The following is a 23,904-nucleotide window of genomic DNA, read 5'->3' as shown; positions in this document are numbered from 1 at the left end:
GCCGACACGCAAACGCGGCCACCCGGGCGGGCGCCTTGTCAGCCGTTTGGTGATGCCTAGCGCTCCATGGATCGCTTGGGCGCCATGCCCCCCTGAAGCGCGCGCTTACTTCTTTGGCAGATGGATGACCTGGCCATTGGCAGCGGCAGGCGCAGGCGCGGTGCCGATCTTGCGCAGGAAAACGGGCGCCACGTTCCACTGCTGCCCGTTCTCGGTGATGACAGTCACCGACTTGCGGTTGTACTTGGCAATGATGCCAAAGAGAACGGGGTGACCTTGCGGCTGGAACGACACGCGCTCGCCGATGCTGAACTCGAGCATGGAAGCGTGCGCACGCATTTGCTGCAGGAACTTGAGGCGCGCAACGATCCGGTTGTTCAGATCGATCAGCTCAGCCTCGGTCAGTTTGTCGATGTCGATGGCCACGGCGGTTTGCTCCTGTTTGCCCGAGTATCCGTCACCAGCTACCGGCCGCCTCGCGCTGCGGATGGTGCCCAGCGTTGGACATGAGCGGCGGCGCTGGCGCAGCCTGAGGCTGTCCACTCGACGGAGGGGTTGGCCCCCATGGACGTAGATGGGCACGGGATTTCATACGGCCTCCGCGTGGAGGCGCACGCCAAGCGCTCGCGCCACCTTCAGCACAGTCGCGAAGCTCGGATTGCCGGTTTCACTGAGCGCCTTGTACAAGCTCTCGCGGCTCAGCCCCGCATCGCGGGCTACCTGCGACATGCCCTTGGCGCGAGCGATGTCGCCCAGTGCACGGGCAATGCCCGCTGCATCATCGGGGGCCTCGGCGAGCCAGGCATCGAGATAGGCCGCCATCTCTTCGGGCGTGCGCAGTTGCTCCGCCACGTCGTAGGGCACGGTCTTGGTCTTGGCGGGTACCTTGGCAGTGGATGATTTGGGCATTTCGGGGTACTCCTACAGGTTCCTCGCGAGTGCGATGGCCGCCTTGATGTCTTGCTGCTGCGTGGACTTGTCACCACCCGCGAGAAGGACGACGATCTCACCGGCTCTTTCGGCGCAGTACACGCGGTAGCCTGGACCGAAATCGATCTTCAGCTCCGACACACCGTCCGTCAGCTGGCGATGCTGCCCAGGGTTGCCGTGGACCAGCCGATCCACCCGCACCTGAATCCGAGCGCGAGCTGCGCGATCTTTGAGGGCGTTGATCCAATCTCGATAGACCTCGGTCATCTGCACACGCATGCGCGAATCGTATCCCATGGGATACATCTGTCAAGTGCCCCAGGCTGCCGCTTGTATCAAATGGCTCATGGGCGCCGTGGATTCCACGTCCACACGGGCCGCCGCAAAGCCCATTGAAGATGCCGGACACACGTACAGGCGACTCCCAACGAGCCCCCCCTATCGGTCAGTTTCTTGCCGTTGTGAGGAGTCCATATATGAGGGTCAGGCGCCGCCTTCGATGAACTCGACATTGGCAATCCAGCTCTTCTTGCGCCGCGAGAGGCGAGCCTTTTCGTCCTCTGCCTCGAAGGATGCCGGCGCATGCTTTAGAAGCGATTGGTCAACGCCTTCGAACGCGTTGACACTGACTACTGCGTAGGTCTGACCGTCAATCGCACTGCTGACGACCGGCGCGATGCCACACCTGGCGCAGACATGGAACTGGGCTGTCTTCGTGCCAAAGCGGTACTTCGATACGAGCGAAGGATCAGCTACGGTGACTTTGAGCGAACCTGTATTGCAGGACGTCCATACGCCGCCATGCTTCGTACAAAACGAGCAGTCGCAGGCTCGGGCTGGTATTTCTTTCGGCCCAGGCTCCCATAAGAGCTTGAATGAAATGTTCCCGCAGTGGCATCGGCCATTGATAAGCATGGTGGCTCCTGGCTTTGGCGGCGCCTGACGTTGAGGTAACCTGCAACCGCGCGAGGCGGCCCGTTCGAATTGCGCCCCGCTTACGGTTGTAAGGTTGACCGTAATGTTAGGCAACGCCGAAAGGCCAATCATTTAAAAAATTAGTAAAGTCACGAACGCTGTTTGTGAACACTCCGGAGCAAATTTGCGAAAGGTCGTTTTTCGCAAGGCCGCGGGTCTCCCAGCATCGCCCGGCTTGCGTTACCCAAAAATAGCTTTGAATAGTGGTCGAATCAGGTGCAATCTTGGCGTACCGGTTGGCAAGCTCAGCAGGCTTTACGACTACGAAATCGTACTTGCGAGAATTGAACTCGCAAAGCACGAGAACCCAAAAGTCGGCTGTAGACGACGAGAGCTTTTTTTGGTCGAATTTCCACCAGCCACCGGACTTAATTTCCGCTGTTGCCCGAGATTCTTTTCCCGTCGCCAAGTGGTCTTTCGAGAACTTGACCTGAAGAGATGCGACTTTCTTCTGTTTCTTGTCGGTAACAAGTAGATCGATGCCATCGTCTTTTGATGGAATCCATACCCGCATGTCGGGAAATTGAGCTTCAATTTCGCTTCCAACAAGGTATTCACCGGCATGGACGGTAAATATTGGGCGCATGAGTAATTACCTAGGGAGGCGCTGATTAATTCGGCTCGACATCCTTTGGCCTCAATGAAATCAATGAGTTATGAAGGATAAGGTGCTTAAAAAGTGAATTAATCAGCGCTTCCCTAGACGTTAAAGCTGAGCCGCGAGCAGAGGCTTGCCGACGCGAGTCGGTTCGAGCGTTAGGGCGCACGGTGCCTCGCGTACTGTTTGAAGTTGGGAAAAATCTCAAAGTAGGACGTCGGCATGAATCCGGAGAATTCGCCGAATTTTGACGCGCGCTTGAGTCGCTCATAAGCGCGTTTCGCCGCCAAAGCTGAGACTCGACTCTTGGCGAGAGTGTCTGCCGTGCTGTTTGCCGCTTGAAGAATTCCGGCGACATAGTCCGGTAGCAGCAACAAGGGCTCCTGAGCCTCTGTGGCCAGAGCAACTGTCTTGACTTGGCGTACGACACCCAACGAGTTCAGTTTGGGTTGGTGCTCGTTCATTGCCTGCCAAATCGCCGCAAATGCTTCGCGGTTGTCTTCGCCATGAATCTCGTTATCGAGGATCACGCTTTCCGAAACATTGAGCCGTCCAAGGCGATCCCGAATCATGGGCATTGTTCCAACGCCTATGGAGTGCCCCAGTGCAAAAGTAGCAGCTTGGCTGAAGAGAAGGAATTTGATTAAGGTCGCCGCCTTAAGGAAGCGCTGATTAATTCACTTTTTAAGCACCTTATCCTTCATAACTCATTGATTTCATTGAGGCCAAAGGATGTCGAGCCGAATTAATCAGCGCCTCCTTAAGGAAAGAGATCGATCCGGCACCGAGCGACGCGGTTCTCGCGTGTACGTCTCGCGCGTCCTCCCAGAACATCCGCCAACTGTCAGTAGTCTTGTCAAATGAGGCCGCACAAACCGAGAGCGACTCCTTCAGCATCAAGCCGACCATCCAGCCAACATCATGGTCATCAGCGTCTCGCCATTTCGGAAAGGACGTTGGAATGGCGGACCGAACGCTCTTCACCGTCCCAGATGGCAAGCACACACAGCCTACGGAGATCTTGCCTGCGTTGGTAGACCCCTCCGTAAGCTGCCCAGCTATGTCCGCAAGCGATGTCACTGCGACCATTGGTGCGCCCTAACGGAATTCAGCGGGCGCCGTAGGCGGTCCGCTGGCATGACCTGATATGCCGGCGCATTCGATCACTTTCCAGCCACAGCCAACAAGGCCTTCGGGTTCGTGCGCGCAATTGTGAGCAGCGTGCGTGCTGCGCCACTAGGCTGTTTGCGGCCTTGCTCCCAGCCTTGGAGGGTGCGAACTGACACGCCCAGCAGTGCAGCAAACTGAGACTGCGACAAGCCCGTACGTTCCCGCGCTTCCACTGCGGGAGAAGAAACGACTTGCGTCTTTCCCGCCTTCATCTGCCGCACAGACTCGAGCAATTCGGCAGCCAGGTCACGCTTGGCCTCGTACGCGCGCAGCTGCGTATCCGTGAGGGGTTTAACTTTCGAGGACACGGCGAATCTCCTTAAGCTTTGCGCCCGTGATGTTGTCCGTTTTCGACTTCGCGTACAGAGTGAGAAGCACGACTTCCTCCTCGGCTATGCGTGTGAAGTAAATAACGCGAACACCACCGGACTTGCCAGAACCAGCCCGACGCCAACGGACCTTTCGAATGCCGCCAGACTCAGGCACAACGTCTCCGGCGTCGGGACTCTCGGCAATGTACGCCGCGAACTCACCTCGCTCTTCCTCGGTCCAGTAGTATGGCCATTGCTTCTGAAACAAGAGAGTCTCGACAACCGTGAGCATTTTCGCCACTATACGCCTAAGGCGCATAGATGTCTAGCGCACACCCGCGCATGAGGCATAACTTGGATTGTCCAAGTTATGCCGCGCCGGCCCCAGGCCGTTCAGCGCGGCGGAGTCGGCGCCAAGCGCCGACCGCCACAGCATGAGCCCCCGCCGGGCACCGCCTGCCGCGGCGCGGGGTGCGCGCCCTCAGGTGTCCTTCGAAATCTTGATCGAAGGGAACTTGGACGAGAAGTCCTTGGCCTTGGCCGCGATCTTGATCGCCACCTGGCGCGCCACGGCCTTGTAGATGCCGGCCACCTCGCCGTCCGGGTCGGCCACCACGGTGGGCCGGCCAGCGTCGGCCTGCTCGCGGATCTGCATGGTCAGCGGCAGCGCACCCAGGTAGTCCATGCCGTACTCGGCCGCCATCTTCTGGCCGCCGCCCTGGCCGAAGATGTGCTCCACATGGCCGCAGTTGGAGCAGACATGCACGGCCATGTTCTCAACGATGCCGAGGATGGGCACGCCCACCTTCTCGAACATCTTGATGCCCTTCTTGGCGTCGATCAGCGCGATGTCCTGCGGCGTGGTGACGATCACGGCGCCGGTCATGGGCACGCGCTGGCTCAGGGAGAGCTGGATGTCGCCGGTGCCGGGCGGCAGGTCGACGATCAGGTAGTCGAGGTCCTTCCAGTTGGTCTGGCGCAGCAGCTGCTCCAGCGCCTGGGTGGCCATGGGGCCACGCCAGATCATGGCCTGGTCCGCGTCCACCAGGAAGCCGATCGACATGACCTGCACGCCGTAGTTCTCCAGCGGCTCCATGGTCTGGCCGTCGGTGCTCTCGGGGCGGCCGGCGATGCCCATCATCATGGGCTGGCTGGGGCCGTAGATGTCGGCGTCGAGCAGGCCGACCTGGGCGCCCTCGGCGGCCAGGGCCAGGGCCAGGTTGACGGCCGTGGTGCTCTTGCCCACGCCGCCCTTGCCCGAGGCCACGGCGACGATGTTCTTGACCTGGGGCAGCAGGGCCACGCCGCGCTGGGCCGCGTGGGCGATGATCTTGCTGGTGACGTTGGCCGAGACGTTGGCCACGCCGGGCACGGCCCGGGCGGCAGCGATCAGGGCCTGGCGCAGCGCCGGGATCTGGCTCTTGGCCGGGTAGCCGAGCTCGACGTCGAAGGAGACGTCGCCGCCCTGGACCAGGAGGTTCCTGAGCGCCTTGGTGGAGACGAAATCCTTGCCGGTGTTGGGGTCGATGACGGCGGCCAGCGCCTGGGTGAGTTGTTCGGGGGTGGGCATGGTGCTACTTTCTGTCCTGCCGCGCAGTGTAGCGACAACTCTTAAAATCGCGGATTCCCCCAGAAAAAGCCCATCATGTCCGCCACGCCCGCCCCGCGCCAGCTTTTCGTCACCACGGCCCTGCCGTACGCCAACGGCAACTTCCACATCGGCCACATCATGGAATACATCCAGGCCGACATCTGGGTGCGGTTCCAGCGCATGCAGGGGCATCAGGTGCATTTCGTGGGCGCCGACGACGCGCACGGCGCGCCCATCATGATCGCGGCCGAGAAGGCCGGCAAGACGCCGCAGCAGTTCGTGGGCGAGATCTCGGCCGGCCGCAAGCCCTACCTGGACGGCTTCCACGTCGCCTTCGACAACTGGAGCTCGACCGACAGCCCCGAGAACCACGAGCTGGCCCAGCAGATCTACCGCGACCTCAAGGCCGCGGGCCTGATCACCACGCGCACCATAGAGCAGTTCTTCGACCCCGAGAAGTCCATGTTCCTGCCCGACCGCTTCATCAAGGGCGAATGCCCCAAATGCGGCGCCAAGGACCAGTACGGCGACAGCTGCGAGGTCTGCGGCGCGGTCTACGCGCCGACCGAGCTCAAGAACCCCTACTCGGCCCTGTCGGGCGCGACGCCGGTGCGCAAGACCTCCGAGCACTTCTTCTTCCAGCTGTCCGACCCGCGCTGCGTGGCCTTCCTGCAGCAGTGGACGCAGGACGGCAAGCTCCAGCCGGAAGTGGCCAACAAGATCCGCGAGTGGTTCACGAAGGACGAGGACGGCCAGGGACAGGGACTGTCGGACTGGGACATCTCGCGCGACGCGCCCTACTTCGGCATCGAAATCCCCGACGCGCCGGGCAAATTCTTCTATGTCTGGCTGGACGCGCCGGTCGGCTACCTGGCCTCGCTGAAGAACTACTTCGGCAGGATAGGCAAGGACTACGAGGCCTTCATGGCCGACCCGCAGGTCGAGCAGTACCACTTCATCGGCAAGGACATCACCTACTTCCACACCCTGTTCTGGCCGGCCATGCTGCACTTCAGCGGCCGCAAGACGCCGACCAACGTGTTCGTGCACGGCTTCATCACCGTCAGCGGCGAGAAGATGAGCAAGAGCCGCGGCACCGGCATAGACCCGCTGAAGTACCTGGCCCTGGGCATGAACCCCGAGTGGCTGCGCTACTACATCGCGGCCAAGCTCAACAGCCGGGTGGAGGACGTGGACTTCAACCCCGAGGACTTCGTCGCCCGCGTCAACAGCGACCTGGTGGGAAAGTACATCAACATCGCCTCGCGCGCCGCCGGCTTCATCGCCAAGCGCTTCGGCGGCCAGCTGGGCGAGATCTCGGCCGACGGCGACGCCCTGCTGGAGCACCTGCGCCAGGCCTTCCCCGCGATCGCCGAGCTCTACGCCGAGCGCGAGTACGGCAAGGCGCTGCGCGAGACCATGCTGCTGGCCGACCGCGTGAACGAGTACGTGGACCAGAACAAGCCCTGGGAGCTGGCCAAGCAGGCCGGCATGGACACGCGCCTGCACGACGTCTGCAGCACCTGCATCGAGGCCTTCCGCCTGCTCAGCATCCTGCTCAAGCCGGTGCTGCCGGCCCTGGCGGCGCAGGTCGAGGCCTTCCTCAAGGTGGGCCCGCTCGCCTTCGCCGACGGCGAGCAGGCCCTGGGCAAGGGCCATGCGATCGGCGCCTACCAGCACCTGATGCAGCGCGTGGACGCCAAGCTGCTGGACGCGCTGTTCGAGCCGCCGGCCGCGGCCGAGCCCGAGCAGGCCCCGCCGGGCGGCGAGGAACTGGCCGAGACCATCTCCATAGACGACTTCGCCAAGGTGGACCTGCGCATCGCCCAGATCGTCAACTGCGAACCGGTCGAGGGATCGACCAAGCTGCTGCGCCTGACCCTGGACATGGGCGAGGGGCGCACGCGCAACGTGTTCAGCGGCATCGCCAGCGCCTACCAGCCGGCGGACCTGGTGGGCAAGCTGACGGTGATGGTGGCCAACCTGGCGCCGCGCAAGATGAAGTTCGGTGTCAGCGAAGGCATGGTGCTGGCCGCCAGCCACGGCGACGAGAAGGCCAACCCCGGCCTCTACGTGCTCGAGCCCTGGCCCGGCGCCCAGCCCGGCATGCGGGTGCGCTGAGCCCCTGAACATCACGCCCGGCATGTTCGCCTTGATCCGCGGCTGGACCGACGTGGACCGCAGCACGCGGGCCAACGTGCGGCTGGGCGCGGTACTGGCCTTCGTGGCCGGCGCGGCCAACGCCGGCGGCTTCCTGGCCGTGGGCCAGTACACCTCGCACATGACCGGCATGCTGTCCTCGGTGGCCGACCACCTGGTGCTGGGCCATCTGGCGCTGGCCCTGGCCGGCCTGGCCTCGCTGGCGGCCTTCCTGCTGGGCGCCATGACCACGGCCGTGATGGTCAACTGGGGCCTGCGCCGCCAGCTGCGCAGCGCCTACGGCCTGCCGCTGCTGGCCGAGTCGGCGGCGCTGCTGGTGTTCGGCCTGTTCGGCGCGGCCATCAACCTGTTCGCCCCGCTGTTCGTGCCGCTGACCGTGGTGCTGCTGTGCTTCATCATGGGGCTGCAGAACGCGGTCATCACCAAGATATCCAAGGCCGAGATCCGCACCACCCATGTCACGGGCCTGGTGACCGACCTGGGCATAGAGCTGGGCAAGCTGTTCTACGTCAACCGCCACCCCGGCCGCGCACCGGTGCTGGCCAACCGCGACCGCCTGCGCATCCAGGGCCTGCTGATCGGCTGCTTCTTCGCCGGCGGCGTGGCCGGCGCGCTGGGCTTCAAGTCCGTGGGCTACGCGAGCACGGTGCCACTGGCGCTGATGCTGAGCCTGCTGACCCTGCGCCCCCTGCTCGACGACCTGCGGCGCGCGGGCTGGTAGGCCGGCTGGCGGGGGCTTGCCTGCGGGCATGATCCCTGCAACAGTCGCGGGCATGTCCGACACCGCCCCGCTCGCCCGTTTCCGCCCCCACCTGCTCGACGCCCTGCGCCATTACGACAGGTCGCGCTTCGCCGGGGACCTGGGGGCCGGCCTCACGGTGGGCGTGGTCGCGCTGCCGCTGGCCATGGCGTTTGCCATCGCCTCGGGGCTCAAGCCCGAGGCCGGCATCTTCACCGCCATCATCGCCGGCTTCCTGATCTCGGCCCTGGGCGGCAGCCGGGTGCAGATCGGCGGGCCGGCCGGCGCCTTCATCGTCATCGTCTACGGCATCGTCGCGCGCTACGGCCTGGCCAACCTGATCATCGCCACCGCCATGTCGGGCGTGCTGCTGTTCCTGATGGGCCTGTTCCGGCTGGGCACCCTGGTGCGCTTCATCCCGATCGCGGTGGTGATCGGCTTCACCAACGGCATCGCGGTGCTGGTCGGGCTGTCGCAGCTCAAGGACTTCCTGGGCCTGCAGGTGGCGACCATGCCGGCCAGCTTCTTCGCCATGCTGTCCACGCTGGGCAACTCGCTGCACACGGTCAACCCGGCGGCGCTGGGCGTGGCCCTGGCCTCGCTGGCGACCATCGTCGCCTGGCAGAAGGCCATGCCGCGCCTGGCCCCCGCCATGCAGTTCAGCGGCTCGCTCACGCGCGTGCCCGGCGCCATCGTGGCCCTGGTGCTGGCCACGGCGGCGGTGCGCCTGCTCGAGCTGCCGGTGGACACCATAGGCAGCCGCTTCGGCGGCATCCCGGCGGCGCTGCCGGCCTTCGCCCTGCCGGCCTTCAGTTGGGAGAGCGCGCGCTTCCTGCTCACGCCCACGCTGACCCTGGCCCTGCTGGGCGCCATCGAGTCGCTGCTGTGCGCGCGCGTGGCCGACGGCATGATAGGCGACCGCCACAACCCCAACCAGGAGCTGATGGCCCAGGGCGTGGCCAACTTCGTCACGCCCTTCTTCGGCGGCATGCCGGCCACCGGCACCATCGCGCGCACCGTGACCAACATCAAGAGCGGCGCCACCAGCCCGGTGGCCGGCGTGGTGCACGCGCTGACCCTGCTGGTGGTGGTGCTGGTGGCGGCGCCGCTGGCTTATCACGTGCCGCTGGCGACGCTGGCCGCCATCCTGGTCTTCGTGGCCTGGAACATGGGCGAGTGGCAGGCCTTCGTGCACCTGCGCCAGTACCGCCTGCCCTACCGCGTCACGCTGCTGGCGGTGTTCGCGCTCACGGTGGTGTTCGACCTCACGGTGGCGGTCGAGGTGGGCCTGGTGGCGGCCTGCCTGACTTTCATCTACCGCATCTCCAGCCTGTCGCGGGCCGAGGCCGTGAGCGCGACCGACCAGCCGGCCCTGGCAGGGCACGAGGCGCAGGTGCAGGGCTGGCGCCTCTACGGCGCGCTGTTCTTCGGCGCCGTCAAGCTGGTCGAGGACATCGAGGACCGCCTGCCCGCCCGGGCCCTGGTGCTGGACCTCAAGAACGTGATCTACGTCGACACCTCGGGCGCCGACACGCTGATGAGCCTGGCCCAGCACTGCCGCAAGCGGGGCGTGCGCCTGGTGGTCTGCGGCCTGATGCACCAGCCGCTGGACATGGCGCGGCGCTGCGGGCTGCTGGCCCTGCTGGAGGGCCAGGTCGAGCCCGACCTGGCGCGCGGACTGGCCGCCGCGCTGGGCGAGGCGCCCCCGTCCGAAGCGGCCGGCGGCCCTGCCGTGGGGTCAATTCCGACCGCCGAGGCCGCCACCCGGTAAAATTAAGGGTTTCTCCGCGCCGGAGACTTGCCGCAAGGCCCCCTGCTGTCCCGCCTATGTCCATCGCCAACTTCTTCAATCGCCCGCACTACACCTCCGAGGCCACGCAGTTCATCGATGAGCTCAAGGCCCGCAAACCCGAGCTCGAGGCCGAGCAGCGCGCCGGGCGCGCCCTGCTGTGGGACAAGGCCGTGGACCGCGAGGCCCAGGCCGAATACCAGGCCGGGCGCGTGCCGCAGCAGGCCTACGTCTACCAGACCAAGGGCTGACGCCCGGCCCGGCCCCCTGGCCCGCCCGGCATCCGCCCGCTCGCCATGAGCCTGCCGACCGACACCCCCGAACTGGCGCGCGAGCCCGAGGCCGCGCTGTCCGCCATGCCCGAGGTGGTCGACCATGTGGCCGTGGCGCGGCTGTACGGCGAGCCGCTGTTCGCCCTGCCCCAGGACCTGTACATCCCGCCCGACGCGCTGGAGGTGTTCCTGGAGGCCTTCGAGGGCCCGCTGGACCTGCTGCTCTACCTGATCCGCAAGCAGAACTTCAACATCCTCGACATCCCCATGGCCGGCGTCACGCGCCAGTACCTGAGCTATGTCGAGGAAATCCGCAGCCGCAACCTGGAGCTGGCCGCCGAGTACCTGCTGATGGCGGCCATGCTGATCGAGATCAAGTCGCGCATGCTGCTGCCGCCCAAGAAGACGGCCGAGGGCCAGGAGCCCGAGGACCCGCGCGCCGAGCTGGTGCGCCGCCTGATCGAGTACGAGCAGATGAAGCTGGCCTCGATGCGCCTGAACGAGCTGCCGCATTTCGGCCGCGACTTCCTCAAGGCCCAGGTCTACATAGAGCAGAGCCTGCAGCCGCGCTTTCCCGACGTGCAGCTCACCGACCTGCAGCAGGCCTGGGCCGACATCCTGCGCCGCGCCAAGCTGGTCCAGCACCACAAGATCAGCCGCGAGGAGCTCAGCGTGCGCGAGCACATGAGCATGGTGCTCAGGGCCCTGCAGGGCCGCCGCTTCGTCGAGTTCGAGAACCTGTTCGACCCCGCCAAGGGCGTGCCGGTGCTGGTCGTGACCTTCATCGCCCTGCTCGAGCTGGCCAAGGAAACCCTGATCGAGATCACCCAGGCCGAGGCCTTTGCCCCGATCTACGTGCGGCTGGCGTTCACGCCGGCCTGAAACCCCTTCCCGTGACGCCTTGCCATGGCCGAGACCACCCATAACTTCGATGTCCTGATTGTCGGCAGCGGCCTGGCCGGCCTCAGCGCCGCCCTGCACCTGGCGGCCACGCACCGCGTCGCCGTGATCACCAAGCGCGCTTTAGGCGACGGCTCCAGCGCCTGGGCCCAGGGCGGCATCGCCGCCGTGCTGGCCGAGGGCGACAGCTTCCAGGCCCATGTGGAGGACACCCTGGTCGCCGGCGCCGGCCTGTGCGACGCCGACGCCACGCGCTTCGTGGTCGAGCACGCGCCCGAGAGCATCGCCTGGCTGCAGCAGCTGGGCGTGCCGTTCTCGCGCGAGGACGGCGAGCTGCACCTCACGCGCGAGGGCGGCCACAGCGCGCGCCGCATCGTGCACGTGACCGACGCCACCGGCGCCGCCGTGCAGCGGACCCTGGTGGAGCAGGTGCGCCGCACGCCGGGCATCGCGCTGTTCGAAGAGCACACCCTGGTCGACCTGATCACCGCCCGCAAGCTGGGCCAGGCGCAGGACCGCTGCCTGGGCCTGTACGCACTCGACCAGGCCAGCGGCAAGGTGGTCAGCTTCCGCGCCCCCCACACCCTGCTGGCCACGGGTGGCGCGGGCAAGGTCTACCTCTACACCACCAACCCCGACACCGCCACCGGCGACGGCATCGCGGCGGCCTGGCGCGCGGGCTGCCGCGTGGCCAACATGGAGTTCATCCAGTTCCACCCGACCTGCCTGTACCACCCGCAGGCCAAGTCCTTCCTGATCTCCGAGGCGGTGCGCGGCGAGGGCGGGCAGCTGAAATTGCCCGACGGCACGCGCTTCATGCCGCAGCACGACGCGCGCGCCGAGCTCGCGCCGCGCGACGTGGTGGCGCGCGCGATCGACTTCGAGATGAAGAAGCATGGCCTGGACTGCGTCTACCTGGACATCTCGCACCAGCCGGCCGAGTTCATCCTGGCCCATTTCCCCAACATCCGCGCGCGCTGCCTGGAACTGGGCATAGACATCACGCGCCAGCCCATCCCCGTGGTGCCGGCCGCCCACTACACCTGCGGCGGCGTGGTGACCGACCTGGCGGGCCGCACCGACCTGGACGGCCTCTACGCGGTGGGCGAGACCACCTGCACCGGCCTGCACGGCGCCAACCGCCTGGCCAGCAACTCGCTGGTCGAGTGCATGGTGTTCGCGCGCGCGGCGGCGCAGCACATCGCAGCCACGCCGCGCCCCGCACCGCCCCAGCTGCCGGCCTGGGACGACAGCCGCGTCACCGACGCCGACGAGGCCGTGGTGATCTCGCACAACTGGGACGAGCTACGCCGCTTCATGTGGGACTACGTGGGCATAGTCCGCACCAACAAGCGCCTGGAGCGCGCGGCGCACCGCATCGCCCTGCTGCGCGCCGAGATCCAGGAGTTCTACGCCCATTTCCAGGTCACGCGCGACCTGCTCGAGCTGCGCAACCTGGTGCAGGTGGCCGACCTCATCGTGCGCTCGGCCCAGGCCCGCCACGAAAGCCGCGGCCTGCATTTCAGCCGCGACTACCCCGTGCTGCTGCCGCAGGCCGTCGACACAGTCCTCAAGCCCTTGAGCGCCGCCGGGCCGCCCCAAGGCGCGAAGGCCCCGGTCCCGAGCAACGCGCAGGGCATGCCTGCGCTTGGGGGCAGCGAGGACACGCCAGTGCCGAGCGTGGGGGCGTGATGACCTACAGCGTCAAGGAAATCTTCTACACCCTGCAGGGCGAGGGCGCGCAGGCCGGCATGCCGGCCGTGTTCTGCCGCTTCGCCGGCTGCAACCTCTGGAGCGGCCGCGAAGAAGACCGCGCCGAGGCCGTCTGCCGCTTCTGCGACACCGACTTCGTCGGCACCGACGGCACGCTGGGCGGCAAATACCCCGACGCCCAGGCCCTGGCCGACCGCATCGAGGCCCAGTGGCCGGCCGGCGATCGCGCCCACCGCCTGGTGGTGCTGACCGGCGGCGAGCCCCTGCTGCAGCTCGACGCGCCGCTGATAGCCGCCCTGCATGCGCGCGGCTTTCGCATCGCCGTCGAGAGCAACGGCACGCTGACCGCGCCGCCCGGCATCGACTGGCTGTGCGTCAGCCCCAAGGCCGGCGCGCCCTGGGTGCAGCGCCAGGGCCAGGAGCTCAAGCTGGTCTGGCCCCAGCCCGGCCTGGACCTGCAGGCCATGGCCCGTACCGGCGAGTTCGCCCACCGCTTCCTGCAGCCCATGGACGGCCCCGACCAGGCCGCCAACATCGCCACCTGCATCGCCGCCTGCCTGCAAGACCCGGCCTGGCGGCTGAGCCTGCAGACCCACAAGATCAGCGGCATACGCTAAAACCTAGACCTCATGCAGTTCACCATCAGCCAACGCTTCTACTTCGACGCGGCCCACACGCTCCAACGCGAAATCGAGGCCGAGGGCAGCCGCCGCATTCATGGCCACACCTACCACGCCGAGGTCTCGCTGGCCGGCGCGCGCGACCCGGCCACCGGCATGGTGATCGACCTGGGACTGCTGCGCCAGCGCCTCGAGACGGTGCGAGAGCGCCTGGATCACCGCCTGCTCGACGAGGTGGCCGGGCTAGGCCCGGCCACGCTGGAGAACCTCTGCCTGTTCATTGCCAACGCCCTGTCCGACCTGCGCCCGCGCCTGACGCGGGTGCGCGTCTGGCGCGATGGCGTGGGCGACGCCTGCACGCTGGACCTCACGCCCTGAGGCCGGCCCCTCCGTTTTTTTGATTCCCAGGAGACACCATGTTCCGCACCCTGCTCAAGTCCAAGATCCACCGCGCCGCCGTGACGCACTGCGAGCTGCACTACGAGGGCTCCTGCGCCATCGACGAGAACCTGCTGGAGGCCTCCGGCATCGCCGAGAACGAGCAGGTCCACATCTGGAACATCAACAACGGCGAGCGCTTCATCACCTACGCCATCCGCGGCGAGCGCGGCTCCGGCATGATTTCGCTCAACGGCTCGGCGGCGCGCCGCGCGTCCCTGGGCGACCTGGTCATCATCGCGGCCTTCGCCCAGGTGCACGAGGACCAGGTGGCCACCCACCAGCCCAAGCTGGTGTTCGTGAACGAGCAGAACCAGCGGGTCGACCTGCGCAGCCGCGTGCCGGTGCAGCACATCGAGGACCACGGCACCGAAGAGTGCTGAGCAGCACCGTCCGCGCCGGCCTGCCCCGCAGGGGCTCGCCGGGCGCACGGAAAACCGGCGACGAGCCCCTGCGGGGCAGGCCGGTCGGTGCCCTGAGCGGCGGCGCCCTTGCTTTATCCATAATTATTAATTAACATACCCCTCCACCAGCAGCCCCCAAGACCCAGCCGCCCGAGCAAGCCCTAAAATCTCCCCTCCTCCGCCGCGTGCGGAGGCCAGTGGCCTCGTCCAGCCATGCGCCCCGCATGCTGGGCGCGCCCTTGGGTCACCACCGCCCGCGCCGATTTCGGAAACGATCCCGCGCCATCCGTCCACCTTCGCCCGCCATGCCACCAGCCCTTTCCGATCTGCAACAGCGCAGCCTGAGCCATGTCTGGCACCCCTGCACCCAGATGCAGCGCGCTTGGCAGCTGCCGCCGCTGCCCATCGTGCGCGGCCAGGGGCCCTGGCTGTACGACGAGCAGGGCCGGCGCTATTTCGACGCCATCAGCTCCTGGTGGGTCAACCTGTTCGGCCATGCCGACGCGCGCATCAACGCGGCGATCAAGGACCAGCTCGACACCCTGCCGCATGTGATGCTGGCCGGCTGCACCCACGAGCCGGCCGTGCAGCTGGCCGAGCGCCTCTCGGCGCGCACAGCCGGCGTGCTGGACCACTGCTTCTTCGCCAGCGACGGCGCCTCGGCGGTCGAGATCGCGCTCAAGATGAGCTTCCACCACTGGCGCAACCTGGGCCGCCCGGCCAAGCAGGACTTCGTCTGCCTGCGCCAGGGCTACCACGGCGAAACCCTGGGCGCGCTGGCCGTGACCGACGTGCAGGTGTTCCGCGACGCCTACGACCCGCTCTTGATGCGCGCCCACCAGGTCATGTCGCCCGACGCGCGCCAGGCCCTGCCGGGCGAATCGGCGGCCGATGTCGCGCAGCGCGCCGCGGCCGAGCTCGAGGCCCTGCTGGCGGAGCAGCACGAGCGCATCGCGGCCCTGATCCTCGAGCCCCTGGTGCAGGGCGCGTCCGGCATGGCCATGCACGACCCTGCCTACCTGCGCGCCGCGCGCGAACTCTGCGACCGCTACCAGGTGCACCTGATCGCCGACGAGATCGCCGTGGGCTGCGGCCGCACCGGGACCTTCTTCGCCTTCGAGCAGGCGGCCCTGCCGGACCAAACGCCGATCTGGCCCGACCTGCTGTGCCTGTCCAAGGGCATCAGCGGCGGCTACCTGCCGCTGTCGCTGGTGCTCTCGCGCAACGCGATCTACGAAGCCTTCCTCGACGACGAGGTGGCGCGCGGCTTCCTGCACTCGCATTCCTACACCGGCAACGCCCTGGCCTGCCGCGCCGCGCTGGCGGTGCTGGACCGCTTCGACCAGGACCACGTGCTCGAGACCAACCGCGAGCAGGCCGCCCAGCTGACGGCCGCGCTGGCGCCGCTGGCGGCCGACCCGCGCATCGAGCATTTCCGCCAGCGCGGCATGATCTGGGCCTTCGACGTGCGCGAGCCCTTGGCCGGCGCGCGCTTTGCCGAGCGCTTCCACCTGGCCGGGCGCGCGCGCGAGCTGCTGATACGCCCGATCGGCCGCACGGTCTACCTGCTGCCGCCCTATGTGCTGGACCCGGCCCTGTCGGCCTGGCTGGCCGAGCAGCTGCGCGCCACGCTGGACGCCACCCTTTCCGAGAACACCGACGATGCTGATCGCGCACCTGAACCGGCAACTGCTTGAGCGCGAGGCCCAGGGCCTGCGCCGCCGGCGCCGCACGGCCGAGACGCCCTGCGCGCCGCAGCAGCGCGTGAGTGAGGACGGCCAGCCCGCGCGCGAGCTGCTGGCTTTCTGCAGCAACGACTACCTGGGCCTGGCCAACCACCCGGCCCTGGCCGAGGCCCTGGCCGAAGGCGCGCGGCGCTGGGGCGCGGGCAGCGGCGCCTCGCACCTGATCAGCGGCCATTCGCGCGCCCATGCAGCGCTGGAGGAAGACCTGGCCGCCTGGCTGGCGCCCTGGATCCCCGGCGCCAAGGCGCTGACTTTCTGCACCGGCTACATGGCCAACCTGGCCCTGCTCACGGCCCTGGGCGACGCCAGCGCCACCATCTTCGCCGACAAGCTCAACCACGCCTCGCTGATCGACGGCGCGCAGCTGGCCAAGGCGGCCGGGCAGCGCTACGCGCATGGCCAGCTCACGGTGCTGGCGCGCCAACTCGCCGCCTGCACCACGCCGATCAAGCTGATCGTGACCGACGCGGTGTTCAGCATGGACGGCGACCTGGCCGACCTGCCGGCCCTGCTGGCCCTGGCCGAGCAGCACGACGCCTGGCTGATCGTCGACGACGCGCATGGCTTCGGCGTGCTCGGGCCCCAGGGCCAGGGCAGCCTGGCGCATTTCGGCCTGCACAGCGAGCGCATCATCTACATGGGCACGCTGGGCAAGGCGGCCGGCCTGGGCGGCGCCTTCGTCGCCGCGCATCCGACCATCGTCGATTGGCTGGTGCAGGCCGCGCGCCCCTACATCTACACCACGGCCACGCCGCCGGCCCTGGCCCATGCGCTGCGCGAGAGCCTGCGCCTGATCGCCGGCGCCCAGGGCGCGCGCCGGCGCGAGCAGCTGCTGCAGCGCATCGCCCAGTTGCGCGGACTGCTTTCGGCGCTGATGGCCAAGCATCCCACGCTGGGCTGGCGCCTGGCCGACTCGGCCACCGCTATCCAGCCGCTGATCGTGGGCGAGAACACCACGGCCCTGGCCCTGGCCGAGGCGCTCGATCGCCGGGGCCTGTGGGTGCCGGCGATCCGCCCGCCCACCGTGCCGGCCGGCACGGCCAGGCTGCGCATCACGCTGAGCGCCGCGCACAGCGCCGAGGACGTGCAGCGCCTGGTCGACGGCCTGGCCCAGGCGGCCAAGGAGCAGGAATGAACCACTGGCCCCCGGCACGCGCCTGCTTCGTCACCGGCACCGACACCGAGGTCGGCAAGACCCGCGTCAGCGCGGCCCTGCTGCACTGGATGGCCCGGCAGGGTTGGCGCAGCGCCGGCCTCAAGCCCGTCGCAGCTGGCACGGAACTGATTGAAGGGATCCATGTCAACGAAGACGTGCGCCGCCTGCGCTTGGCCAGCTCCCTGCCTCTGAGCGACGCCGAGGTCGGCCCTTACCAGTTCGAGGCCGCCTGTGCACCGCATATCGCCGCCCACCTCGAAGGCCGAAGCATAGAGCGCGACGTGATCCTGCAGGCCGCGCGCGCGCTGGCCGCGCGCGCCGACGCGCTGGTGGTCGAGGGCGTGGGCGGCTTTTGCGTGCCGCTGGGCCCGGACTGGGACACGGCCGACCTGGCCCAGCAGCTCGGCCTGCCCGTGATGCTGGTGGTGGGCCTGCGCCTGGGCTGCATCAACCACGCCTTGCTCACGGCCGAGGCGGTGCGCGCGCGCGGCCTGCGCCTTGTTGGCTGGATCGGCAACGCGATTGACCCCGCCATGCCCTGGATGACTGAGAACATTGCCTACCTGCGGACGCGTCTGGCGCAGCAGCATGGCGCCCCTTGCCTGGGCCTCGTGCCCTGGCTGCCCTCCACCGACGCGGCCGCCGTGGCCGCGCACCTGGACGACGCGGCGCTGCGTGCCGTGTTCACTGCCTGAATACTTACGAAGGACCTGAGATGACCACCGTTTCCACCATCGACGTCTCGAACCTGCGCCCGCGCGCCCAGCCCAGCGCCGCGGCCGACCCGCGCTGGAGCGTCGCCGATGTCGAGGCCCTGTTCGCCCTGCCCTTCATGGACCTGCTGCACCGCGCCCAGCAGGTGCACCGCGCGCATTTCGACCCCAACGAGGTGCAGCTGTCCACCCTGCTGTCGATCAAGACCGGCGGTTGCAGCGAGGACTGCGGCTATTGCCCGCAGTCGGCCCACCACGAGGGCAGCGTGGAGGCCAGCAAGCTGATGGCCCTGGACGAGGTGCTGCAGGCGGCCAAGGCCGCCCAGGACCAGGGCGCGACGCGCTTTTGCATGGGCGCGGCCTGGCGCAGCCCGAAGGAACGCGACATGGAGAAGGTGACCGAGATGGTGCGCGAGGTGCGCGCCCTGGGCCTGGAGACCTGCATGACCCTGGGCATGCTCGAAGCCGAGCAGGCCCAGGCCCTCAAGGACGCGGGCCTGGACTACTACAACCACAACCTGGACAGCGCGCCCGAGTTCTACGGCCAGATCATCAGCACGCGAACCTACCAGGACCGGCTGGACACCCTGTCCAACGTGCGCCAGGCCGGCATCAACGTCTGCTGCGGCGGCATCGTCGGCATGGGCGAGAGCCGCCTGGAGCGCGCCGGCCTGATCGCCCAGCTGGCCAACCTGGACCCCTACCCCGAGTCGGTGCCGATCAACAACCTGGTGGCCGTGCCGGGCACGCCGCTCGAAGGCACGGCGCCGCTCGACCCCTTCGAGTTCGTGCGCACCATCGCCGTGGCGCGCATCACCATGCCGACGACCATGGTGCGCCTGTCGGCCGGGCGCGAGCAGATGGACGAGGCCCTGCAGGCCCTGTGCTTCGCCGCCGGCGCCAACTCGATCTTCTACGGCGACCGGCTGCTCACCACCAGCAACCCGCAGGCCGAGCGCGACCGCGCCCTGATGGCCCGCCTGGGCCTGCGCGCCCAGGGCGAGCGTCCGGCCGCCAAGGACGAGCGGGCCGCATGAGCGCCGCCGGGCCGTCCCAAGGCGCGAAGGCCCCCTCGGGGCCGGGCCGAAGCGTCATGCCTCGGCACGTGCATAGCGTAGGCCCGGCATGGGCTCGCTCCACTGTACAGCTGCGCGCACGGACGTTGCGCGAGCCCAGCGCAGTACACGAAGTGACAAGCGTGGGGGCTGATACATGAACGCAGTCCTGAGCCGCCCGCCGGCCGCAGAGCGCCCCCTGGTGGACGCGGCCTTCCTGGCCGACCCCTACCCGGCCTACCGTGCGCTGCGCGAGGCCGGCCCCATCCACTGGAGCGAGGAATTCTTCGGCGGCGCCTGGCTGCTCACGCGCCATGCCGACGTGGAAGGCGTGCTGCGCGATGCGCGCTTCTCGGCCCAGCGCACCGGCGGCTGGGTCAACCAGGCGGCGGCCGAGCGCGGCGAGCTGGCGGGCTTTCAGCAGCTGTTCGCGCGCGCCCTGCTGTTCCTGGACGCGCCCGACCATGGGCGCCTGCGCGCCCTGCTGCAGCCGGCCTTCCGGCCCGAGGCGCTGGCGCGGCTCAAGCCCGAGATCGCGCGCATCGCCGACGAGTTGATCGACGGACTGGACGATGCCGATGAATTCGACTTCATCGCCCAGGTGGCGCGCCCGCTGCCGGTGCGCGTGATCTCGACCATCCTGGGCATCTCGGGCGCGGACCGCGCCGAGGTCATGGCCTGGTCGGACGATCTGGCGGCCTTCATAGGCGCGCCCGAGCCCACGCATGAACAGGCGCGCCGCGCCCAGGCCAGCCTGCTGGCGATGACGCGCTACTTCCAGGCCCAGATCTCGGCCAAGCGCGAGGCGCCGGACGACAGCCTGCTCAGCAGTCTGCTGCAGGCGCGCGAGCGCGGCGAGATCCAGGGCGAGGCCGAGCTGCTGGCCCAATGCGCCATGCTGCTGTTCGCCGGCCACGAGACCACGCGCAACCTGCTGGGCAACGGCCTGTTTGCGCTCTTGAGCCACCCAGATCAATGGGCGCTGCTGCAGCAGGATTCGTCCCTGGTGCCGGGCGCGGTGCGCGAGCTGCTGCGCTACGACAGCCCGGTGCAGTACACGGGCCGGCGCGTCACCACCGACCTGATGCTGCACGGCCAGCGGCTGCGCCGCGGCGATCTGGTGCTGGCGCTGATAGGCGCGGCCAACCGCGACCCGGCGCGCCACGAGCGGCCCGAGGAACTCGACATCACGCGGGCCGACCCGGGCGCGCTGTCCTTCGGCTCGGGCGTCCATGTCTGCCTGGGCGCGGCGCTCACGCGGCTGGAGGCCGAGGTGGTGTTCGGGCGCCTGCTGGCGCGCTGGCCTCACCTGCAACTCGCGAGCACCGAGCCCCGCTGGTGCGCCAACCCGGCCTACCGCGGCCTCGCGGCGCTGCCGCTGCGGCACGCCTGATCAGCAGAGCTCCGCCGCCAGCCAGCCGCGCAGGCTGTTGAAGAAGGCCAGGCCGCTGGCGCGCCCCAGGTCCTCGACGCGCAGCAAGGCCTCGGCGACGCGGCCCTCGCGCAGCCAGCGCTGGCGGCCCACGCCGTCGAGCAGGCCAGCCTCCAGCGCCGGCGTGAGCCAGCGGCCGTCAATGTTGAGTGCGATGTTGCCGCGCGTGCATTCGGTGAGCTCGCCGCGCGGGTTCCACAGCAGGGTGTCGAACCAGCCGGGCATGGTCGGCTCGAAGGCCTCGTAATGCGCGCGCCTTGTGGTCTTGAAGCGCACGAACTCGCTGTCGGCCTGTTCCAGGGGCCGGTCGGCCAGCTTGAGCCGCACCGGCTGCAGCGTGGCCTGCATCGCATAGGCCTGGGCCTGAACCCCGCCCCGGGCATCGAGCAGCAGGCGCAGGCGCCACAGGCCTTCGGGATGGGCCCGGGCCAGCGCGTCCAGGGCCTGCCGCAGGCTCGCCTCATCCCAGGGGTAGCCGAAATGCGCGGCCGCGCGGGCCATGCGCGCCAGGTGCGCAGCCGCGTCGCGCGGCACGCCGTCCTCCAGCGCCAGGGTCTCGAGCAGCTCGAAGGGCTGGCTGGCGCGGTCCAGGAAGGCGCGCTTGTGGCGCCATTCCTGCCATTCGCCCTCGGCCGTGGCGTCGGCCGTGATGCCGCTGCCTATGCCGCAGCGCAACTGGCCGCCCCGCGCCGTGACGGTGCGTATCGCCACGTTGAAGCGGGCCGCGCCGCCGGGCCGCACCACGCCGACCACGCCGCAGTAGACGCCGCGCGGCTCGGGCTCGAGCTCGCGGATCAGGCGCATGGCCTGGACCTTGGGCGCGCCGGTGACCGAGCCGCAGGGAAACAGGGCCGCGAAGACATCGGCCAGCGTGGTGCCGGGCCGCGTGCGCGCCACCACGTCCGAGGTCATCTGCCAGACGCTGGGCAGGGCCTCGAGACGGAACAGCTCGGGCACGCGCACCGTGTGCGGCAGCGCCAGGCGCGACAGGTCGTTGCGCAGCAGGTCCACGATCATGACGTTCTCGGCCCGTTCCTTGGCCGAGCTGCGCAGGCGCTCGGCCAGCGCCGCGTCTTGCTCGGGCGTAGCGCCGCGCGGGGCCGTGCCCTTCATGGGGCGGGCCAGCAGGCGAGCGCCGTCCCAGTCGAAGAACAGCTCGGGCGAGACCGAGAGCAGCTGCTCCTCGCCGCTGTCGATGAAGGCCGCATATCCGCCCGGCTGGGCGCGGCGCAGGGCCTGGAACAGCGCGCGCGGGCTGCCCTGCAGCCTGCCAAGCAGCGGCGCCGTGTAGTTGAGCTGGTAGAGCTGGCCATCGGCGATGGCGCGGTGGATGGCCGCCATGCCCTGGTCGAACGCGCTGCGCGACAGGCCCTGGTCCCACTGCGCCTGGGCCTGGCCTTCGGCCTCGGGCCAGGGCTGGGGCGCGTCGTGCACGCCGAACCAGGCCAGCGGGCCGTCGGCCGGGTGCACGGCCAGGGCCGGGTCGAAGGCCGGGGCAGCCTCGTAGCGCAGGTAGCCCACGCACCAGCGCCCCTGGCGGGCCTGGGCCTGCACGGCCTCCAGTACGGGGCGAACCTGGTCCAGGGACCGGGCTACCAGCTCCTGGCGCGGCGCGCCGAAGGCACAGCGCAGGGACAGGTCGCCCACAGCCGGGGCGGCGAAGTCGAGCAGCGTCTGCACGCGGCCGCAGGCGTCAGGCGGCGCCTATCCTGGGCACCAGGCTGCCCGGCGCCTGGCCGCTCTTGAGCGCGGCCGTGAAGGCCAGCATGCGGTCTATCGGCAGGCGCGCGCGCGGGATCAGGGCCGGGTCCACATGGACCGCGTTGACGCCGGTCTCCAGCACATGGGCCACGCCGGCCAGGCTGTTCATGGCCATCCAGGGGCAATGCGCGCAGCTCTTGCAGGTGGCGCTGTTGCCGGCCGTCGGCGCCTCGATGAAGGTCTTGCCGGGGTTCAGCGTGCGCAGCTTGTGCAGCATGCCGCTGTCGGTGGCGACGATGAACTCGGGCGCGTCGAACTCTTGCGCGGCCTTGAGGATGGCCGAGGTCGAGCCCACGGCGTCGGCCAGCGCGACCACCTCGGCCGGGCTCTCCGGGTGCACCAGCACCTTGGCGCGCGGGTGCTCCTTCAGCAGCGCCTCGAGCTCGAAGGCCTTGAACTCGTCGTGCACGATGCAGGAGCCCTGCCACATCACCATGTCGGCGCCGGTCTCGCGCTGGATGTAGTCGCCCAGGTGTTTGTCGGGCGCCCACAGGATCTTGTGGCCCTGCTCCTTGAGCGCGCGCACGATGTCGAGCGCGCAGCTGGAGGTGACCAGCCAGTCGGCGCGCGCCTTCACGGCCGCGCTGGTGTTGGCGTAGACCACCACGGTGCGGTCCGGGTGCTGGTCGCAGAAGGCGCTGAACTCGTCGATCGGGCAGCCGAGGTCGAGCGAGCAGGTCGCGTCGAGGTCGGGCATCAGAACCCGCTTTCCCGGCGACAGTATCTTGGCGGTCTCGCCCATGAAGCGCACGCCCGAGACCACGAGCGTCTGGGCCGGGTGGTCACGGCCGAAACGCGCCATCTCCAGCGAATCGCTGACCAGGCCGCCGGTTTCCTCGGCCAGGTCCTGCAGGTCGGGATGCACGTAGTAGTGCGAGACCATGACCGCGTTGCGCTCCTTGAGCAGGCGGCGGATCCTGTCCTTGAGCGCCGCCCGCTCGTCGGGCGCAGGCTCGTCCGGCACGCGGGCCCAGGCATGGCGCGTGCTGCAGGCCGGCTGCTCGTACTCGACGTCGATCACGGCGGTCATGCCACCCCCACCCCGGCCCGGCGGCCCGCGACCTGCCCCTGCGCAGGGGCATGGCTTGGTTCGAAGCGCTGCTGCGCTGCACTCATCACAACTCCTGAAAGCGCATGAATACTCAACGGCCCTCAAGGCCTCGGGCCTGGAAGGCAAATGCGGCCCATCCCCGTTTCTGCAAGACCGGAAATGGAATCGCCCTGCGATGCAAGTATCGCGCCACTGAAACAGCGGCGCACGGCCTTGCGAGGCGTAGGGACATCCGTATTGTCGGTCAATCCGGCATGCCCTCAGCGGACGGCGGTTCATAGGCGAAACAGGCCGCGCGGACCAGGCTTGGCCGGAGCCAGGGAGCTGTGTACTAGACTCTGGACTCCGAATCACTCGCCCAGCGACCCGGCCATGACCACC

Annotated in this window: 25 protein-coding genes; 14 read left to right on the top strand and 11 right to left on the bottom strand. The window is 68.3% G+C overall.

Annotated features, from left to right (window positions below; translation table 11 throughout):
• Positions 1-105: 105 nt before the first annotated feature.
• The 9 genes from FFS10_RS17160 to apbC form a co-directional block, all read right to left on the bottom strand.
• The gene (locus tag FFS10_RS17160; protein ID WP_137895694.1) at positions 106-426 is read right to left on the bottom strand and encodes a hypothetical protein; all 321 of its coding nucleotides are present in this window, start codon (positions 424-426) and stop codon (positions 106-108) included.
• Positions 427-588: 162 nt separating this feature from the next.
• Positions 589-909 carry an addiction module antidote protein gene (locus FFS10_RS17155; protein ID WP_137895693.1) on the bottom strand — a complete coding sequence of 107 codons (321 nt, stop codon included), beginning with the start codon at positions 907-909 and terminating at the stop codon, positions 589-591.
• Between the two features lie 12 nt (positions 910-921).
• Complete coding sequence (locus FFS10_RS17150; protein WP_249931332.1) at positions 922-1,227, bottom strand: type II toxin-antitoxin system RelE/ParE family toxin; 306 nt, start codon at positions 1,225-1,227, stop codon at positions 922-924.
• Between the two features lie 186 nt (positions 1,228-1,413).
• Positions 1,414-1,845 (bottom strand): GFA family protein, encoded by a 432-nt coding sequence (locus FFS10_RS17145; protein WP_137895692.1) that lies wholly within the window; start codon positions 1,843-1,845, stop codon positions 1,414-1,416.
• A 106-nt stretch (positions 1,846-1,951) separates the two neighbouring features.
• Positions 1,952-2,491: a hypothetical protein gene (locus FFS10_RS17140; RefSeq protein ID WP_137895691.1), complete on the bottom strand. Its 540-nt coding sequence runs from the start codon at positions 2,489-2,491 to the stop codon at positions 1,952-1,954.
• A 170-nt stretch (positions 2,492-2,661) separates the two neighbouring features.
• Entirely contained in the window at positions 2,662-3,075 is a 414-nt protein-coding gene (locus tag FFS10_RS17135) for a hypothetical protein (RefSeq protein ID WP_137895690.1), read from the bottom strand.
• A gap of 591 nt (positions 3,076-3,666) precedes the next feature.
• Positions 3,667-3,981 carry a helix-turn-helix domain-containing protein gene (locus FFS10_RS17130; protein WP_137895689.1) on the bottom strand — a complete coding sequence of 105 codons (315 nt, stop codon included), beginning with the start codon at positions 3,979-3,981 and terminating at the stop codon, positions 3,667-3,669.
• Entirely contained in the window at positions 3,965-4,276 is a 312-nt protein-coding gene (locus tag FFS10_RS17125; protein WP_137895688.1) for a type II toxin-antitoxin system RelE/ParE family toxin, read from the bottom strand. Before FFS10_RS17125 ends, FFS10_RS17130 begins: the two co-directional genes overlap by 17 nt.
• 189 nt (positions 4,277-4,465) lie before the next feature.
• Positions 4,466-5,554, bottom strand: coding sequence for an iron-sulfur cluster carrier protein ApbC (gene apbC / locus FFS10_RS17120; RefSeq protein WP_137895687.1), 1,089 nt, complete (start codon positions 5,552-5,554; stop codon positions 4,466-4,468).
• Between the two features lie 75 nt (positions 5,555-5,629).
• On the opposite strand from apbC, the gene metG reads away from it, so the two are divergent.
• The 14 genes from metG to FFS10_RS17050 all read left to right on the top strand — a co-directional run bounded on the left by metG (position 5,630) and on the right by FFS10_RS17050 (position 20,672).
• Positions 5,630-7,696 (top strand): methionine--tRNA ligase, encoded by a 2,067-nt coding sequence (gene metG, locus FFS10_RS17115; protein WP_137895686.1) that lies wholly within the window; start codon positions 5,630-5,632, stop codon positions 7,694-7,696.
• A 22-nt stretch (positions 7,697-7,718) separates the two neighbouring features.
• A complete protein-coding gene (locus tag FFS10_RS17110; protein WP_137895685.1) occupies positions 7,719-8,456 on the top strand; it encodes a YoaK family protein in 738 nt (245 codons plus the stop codon).
• A 52-nt stretch (positions 8,457-8,508) separates the two neighbouring features.
• Positions 8,509-10,245 (top strand): SulP family inorganic anion transporter, encoded by a 1,737-nt coding sequence (locus FFS10_RS17105; protein WP_137895684.1) that lies wholly within the window; start codon positions 8,509-8,511, stop codon positions 10,243-10,245.
• A gap of 56 nt (positions 10,246-10,301) precedes the next feature.
• Entirely contained in the window at positions 10,302-10,514 is a 213-nt protein-coding gene (locus FFS10_RS17100; protein WP_137895683.1) for a DUF3460 family protein, read from the top strand.
• 45 nt (positions 10,515-10,559) lie between these two features.
• Positions 10,560-11,417, top strand: coding sequence for a segregation and condensation protein A (locus tag FFS10_RS17095; RefSeq protein WP_137895682.1), 858 nt, complete (start codon positions 10,560-10,562; stop codon positions 11,415-11,417).
• A 24-nt stretch (positions 11,418-11,441) separates the two neighbouring features.
• Positions 11,442-13,127, top strand: a complete 1,686-nt coding sequence (nadB, locus tag FFS10_RS17090; protein ID WP_137895681.1) for an L-aspartate oxidase — start codon at positions 11,442-11,444, stop codon at positions 13,125-13,127.
• Positions 13,127-13,765, top strand: a complete 639-nt coding sequence (gene queE, locus FFS10_RS17085; protein WP_137895680.1) for a 7-carboxy-7-deazaguanine synthase — start codon at positions 13,127-13,129, stop codon at positions 13,763-13,765. The genes nadB and queE overlap by 1 nt, the downstream gene beginning before the upstream one ends.
• Before the next feature lie 12 nt (positions 13,766-13,777).
• Positions 13,778-14,146 (top strand): 6-carboxytetrahydropterin synthase, encoded by a 369-nt coding sequence (locus tag FFS10_RS17080; protein ID WP_137895679.1) that lies wholly within the window; start codon positions 13,778-13,780, stop codon positions 14,144-14,146.
• Between the two features lie 38 nt (positions 14,147-14,184).
• Complete coding sequence (gene panD, locus FFS10_RS17075) at positions 14,185-14,589, top strand: aspartate 1-decarboxylase (protein WP_137895678.1); 405 nt, start codon at positions 14,185-14,187, stop codon at positions 14,587-14,589.
• A gap of 326 nt (positions 14,590-14,915) precedes the next feature.
• A complete protein-coding gene (gene bioA, locus FFS10_RS17070) occupies positions 14,916-16,307 on the top strand; it encodes an adenosylmethionine--8-amino-7-oxononanoate transaminase (protein ID WP_137895677.1) in 1,392 nt (463 codons plus the stop codon).
• Positions 16,273-17,490 (top strand): 8-amino-7-oxononanoate synthase, encoded by a 1,218-nt coding sequence (gene bioF, locus FFS10_RS17065; protein WP_137895676.1) that lies wholly within the window; start codon positions 16,273-16,275, stop codon positions 17,488-17,490. The genes bioA and bioF overlap by 35 nt, the downstream gene beginning before the upstream one ends.
• On the top strand, positions 17,487-18,206 hold the full coding sequence (bioD, locus tag FFS10_RS17060; RefSeq protein ID WP_137895675.1) for a dethiobiotin synthase: 720 nt from the start codon (positions 17,487-17,489) through the stop codon (positions 18,204-18,206). The genes bioF and bioD overlap by 4 nt, the downstream gene beginning before the upstream one ends.
• Positions 18,207-18,226: 20 nt before the next feature.
• Positions 18,227-19,261 carry a biotin synthase BioB gene (gene bioB, locus FFS10_RS17055; protein WP_137895674.1) on the top strand — a complete coding sequence of 345 codons (1,035 nt, stop codon included), beginning with the start codon at positions 18,227-18,229 and terminating at the stop codon, positions 19,259-19,261.
• 175 nt (positions 19,262-19,436) lie between these two features.
• Complete coding sequence (locus tag FFS10_RS17050) at positions 19,437-20,672, top strand: cytochrome P450 (protein ID WP_137895673.1); 1,236 nt, start codon at positions 19,437-19,439, stop codon at positions 20,670-20,672.
• Here the strand turns inward: FFS10_RS17050 and pabB are convergent, their stop codons facing one another.
• On the bottom strand, positions 20,673-22,391 hold the full coding sequence (gene pabB, locus FFS10_RS17045; RefSeq protein WP_137895672.1) for an aminodeoxychorismate synthase component I: 1,719 nt from the start codon (positions 22,389-22,391) through the stop codon (positions 20,673-20,675).
• 13 nt (positions 22,392-22,404) lie between these two features.
• Positions 22,405-23,502 (bottom strand): quinolinate synthase NadA, encoded by a 1,098-nt coding sequence (nadA, locus tag FFS10_RS17040; RefSeq protein ID WP_137895671.1) that lies wholly within the window; start codon positions 23,500-23,502, stop codon positions 22,405-22,407.
• Positions 23,503-23,904 lie beyond the last annotated feature (402 nt).

Source organism: Ramlibacter sp. 2FC, from assembly GCF_005503345.1.
Lineage (GTDB): Bacteria > Pseudomonadota > Gammaproteobacteria > Burkholderiales > Burkholderiaceae_C > SCMQ01.
The sequence above is the reverse complement of the archived record's forward strand: the minus strand, read 5'-3'. Positions and strand labels throughout refer to the sequence as shown.

Bases quoted from the DNA above. Each gene is read 5' to 3' on its own strand.
- FFS10_RS17155 (WP_137895693.1), bottom strand. From the start codon at position 909: ATGCCCAAATCATCCACTGCCAAGGTACCCGCCAAGACCAAGACCGTG.
- FFS10_RS17150 (WP_249931332.1), bottom strand. From the start codon at position 1,227: ATGGGATACGATTCGCGCATGCGTGTGCAGATGACCGAGGTCTATCGA.
- FFS10_RS17145 (WP_137895692.1), bottom strand. From the start codon at position 1,845: ATGCTTATCAATGGCCGATGCCACTGCGGGAACATTTCATTCAAGCTC.
- FFS10_RS17140 (WP_137895691.1), bottom strand. From the start codon at position 2,491: ATGCGCCCAATATTTACCGTCCATGCCGGTGAATACCTTGTTGGAAGC.
- FFS10_RS17135 (WP_137895690.1), bottom strand. From the start codon at position 3,075: ATGATTCGGGATCGCCTTGGACGGCTCAATGTTTCGGAAAGCGTGATC.
- FFS10_RS17125 (WP_137895688.1), bottom strand. From the start codon at position 4,276: ATGCTCACGGTTGTCGAGACTCTCTTGTTTCAGAAGCAATGGCCATAC.
- apbC (WP_137895687.1), bottom strand. From the start codon at position 5,554: ATGCCCACCCCCGAACAACTCACCCAGGCGCTGGCCGCCGTCATCGAC.
- metG (WP_137895686.1), top strand. From the start codon at position 5,630: ATGTCCGCCACGCCCGCCCCGCGCCAGCTTTTCGTCACCACGGCCCTG.
- FFS10_RS17110 (WP_137895685.1), top strand. From the start codon at position 7,719: ATGTTCGCCTTGATCCGCGGCTGGACCGACGTGGACCGCAGCACGCGG.
- FFS10_RS17105 (WP_137895684.1), top strand. From the start codon at position 8,509: ATGTCCGACACCGCCCCGCTCGCCCGTTTCCGCCCCCACCTGCTCGAC.
- FFS10_RS17100 (WP_137895683.1), top strand. From the start codon at position 10,302: ATGTCCATCGCCAACTTCTTCAATCGCCCGCACTACACCTCCGAGGCC.
- FFS10_RS17095 (WP_137895682.1), top strand. From the start codon at position 10,560: ATGAGCCTGCCGACCGACACCCCCGAACTGGCGCGCGAGCCCGAGGCC.
- nadB (WP_137895681.1), top strand. From the start codon at position 11,442: ATGGCCGAGACCACCCATAACTTCGATGTCCTGATTGTCGGCAGCGGC.
- queE (WP_137895680.1), top strand. From the start codon at position 13,127: ATGACCTACAGCGTCAAGGAAATCTTCTACACCCTGCAGGGCGAGGGC.
- FFS10_RS17080 (WP_137895679.1), top strand. From the start codon at position 13,778: ATGCAGTTCACCATCAGCCAACGCTTCTACTTCGACGCGGCCCACACG.
- panD (WP_137895678.1), top strand. From the start codon at position 14,185: ATGTTCCGCACCCTGCTCAAGTCCAAGATCCACCGCGCCGCCGTGACG.
- bioA (WP_137895677.1), top strand. From the start codon at position 14,916: ATGCCACCAGCCCTTTCCGATCTGCAACAGCGCAGCCTGAGCCATGTC.
- bioF (WP_137895676.1), top strand. From the start codon at position 16,273: ATGCTGATCGCGCACCTGAACCGGCAACTGCTTGAGCGCGAGGCCCAG.
- bioD (WP_137895675.1), top strand. From the start codon at position 17,487: ATGAACCACTGGCCCCCGGCACGCGCCTGCTTCGTCACCGGCACCGAC.
- bioB (WP_137895674.1), top strand. From the start codon at position 18,227: ATGACCACCGTTTCCACCATCGACGTCTCGAACCTGCGCCCGCGCGCC.
- FFS10_RS17050 (WP_137895673.1), top strand. From the start codon at position 19,437: ATGAACGCAGTCCTGAGCCGCCCGCCGGCCGCAGAGCGCCCCCTGGTG.
- nadA (WP_137895671.1), bottom strand. From the start codon at position 23,502: ATGACCGCCGTGATCGACGTCGAGTACGAGCAGCCGGCCTGCAGCACG.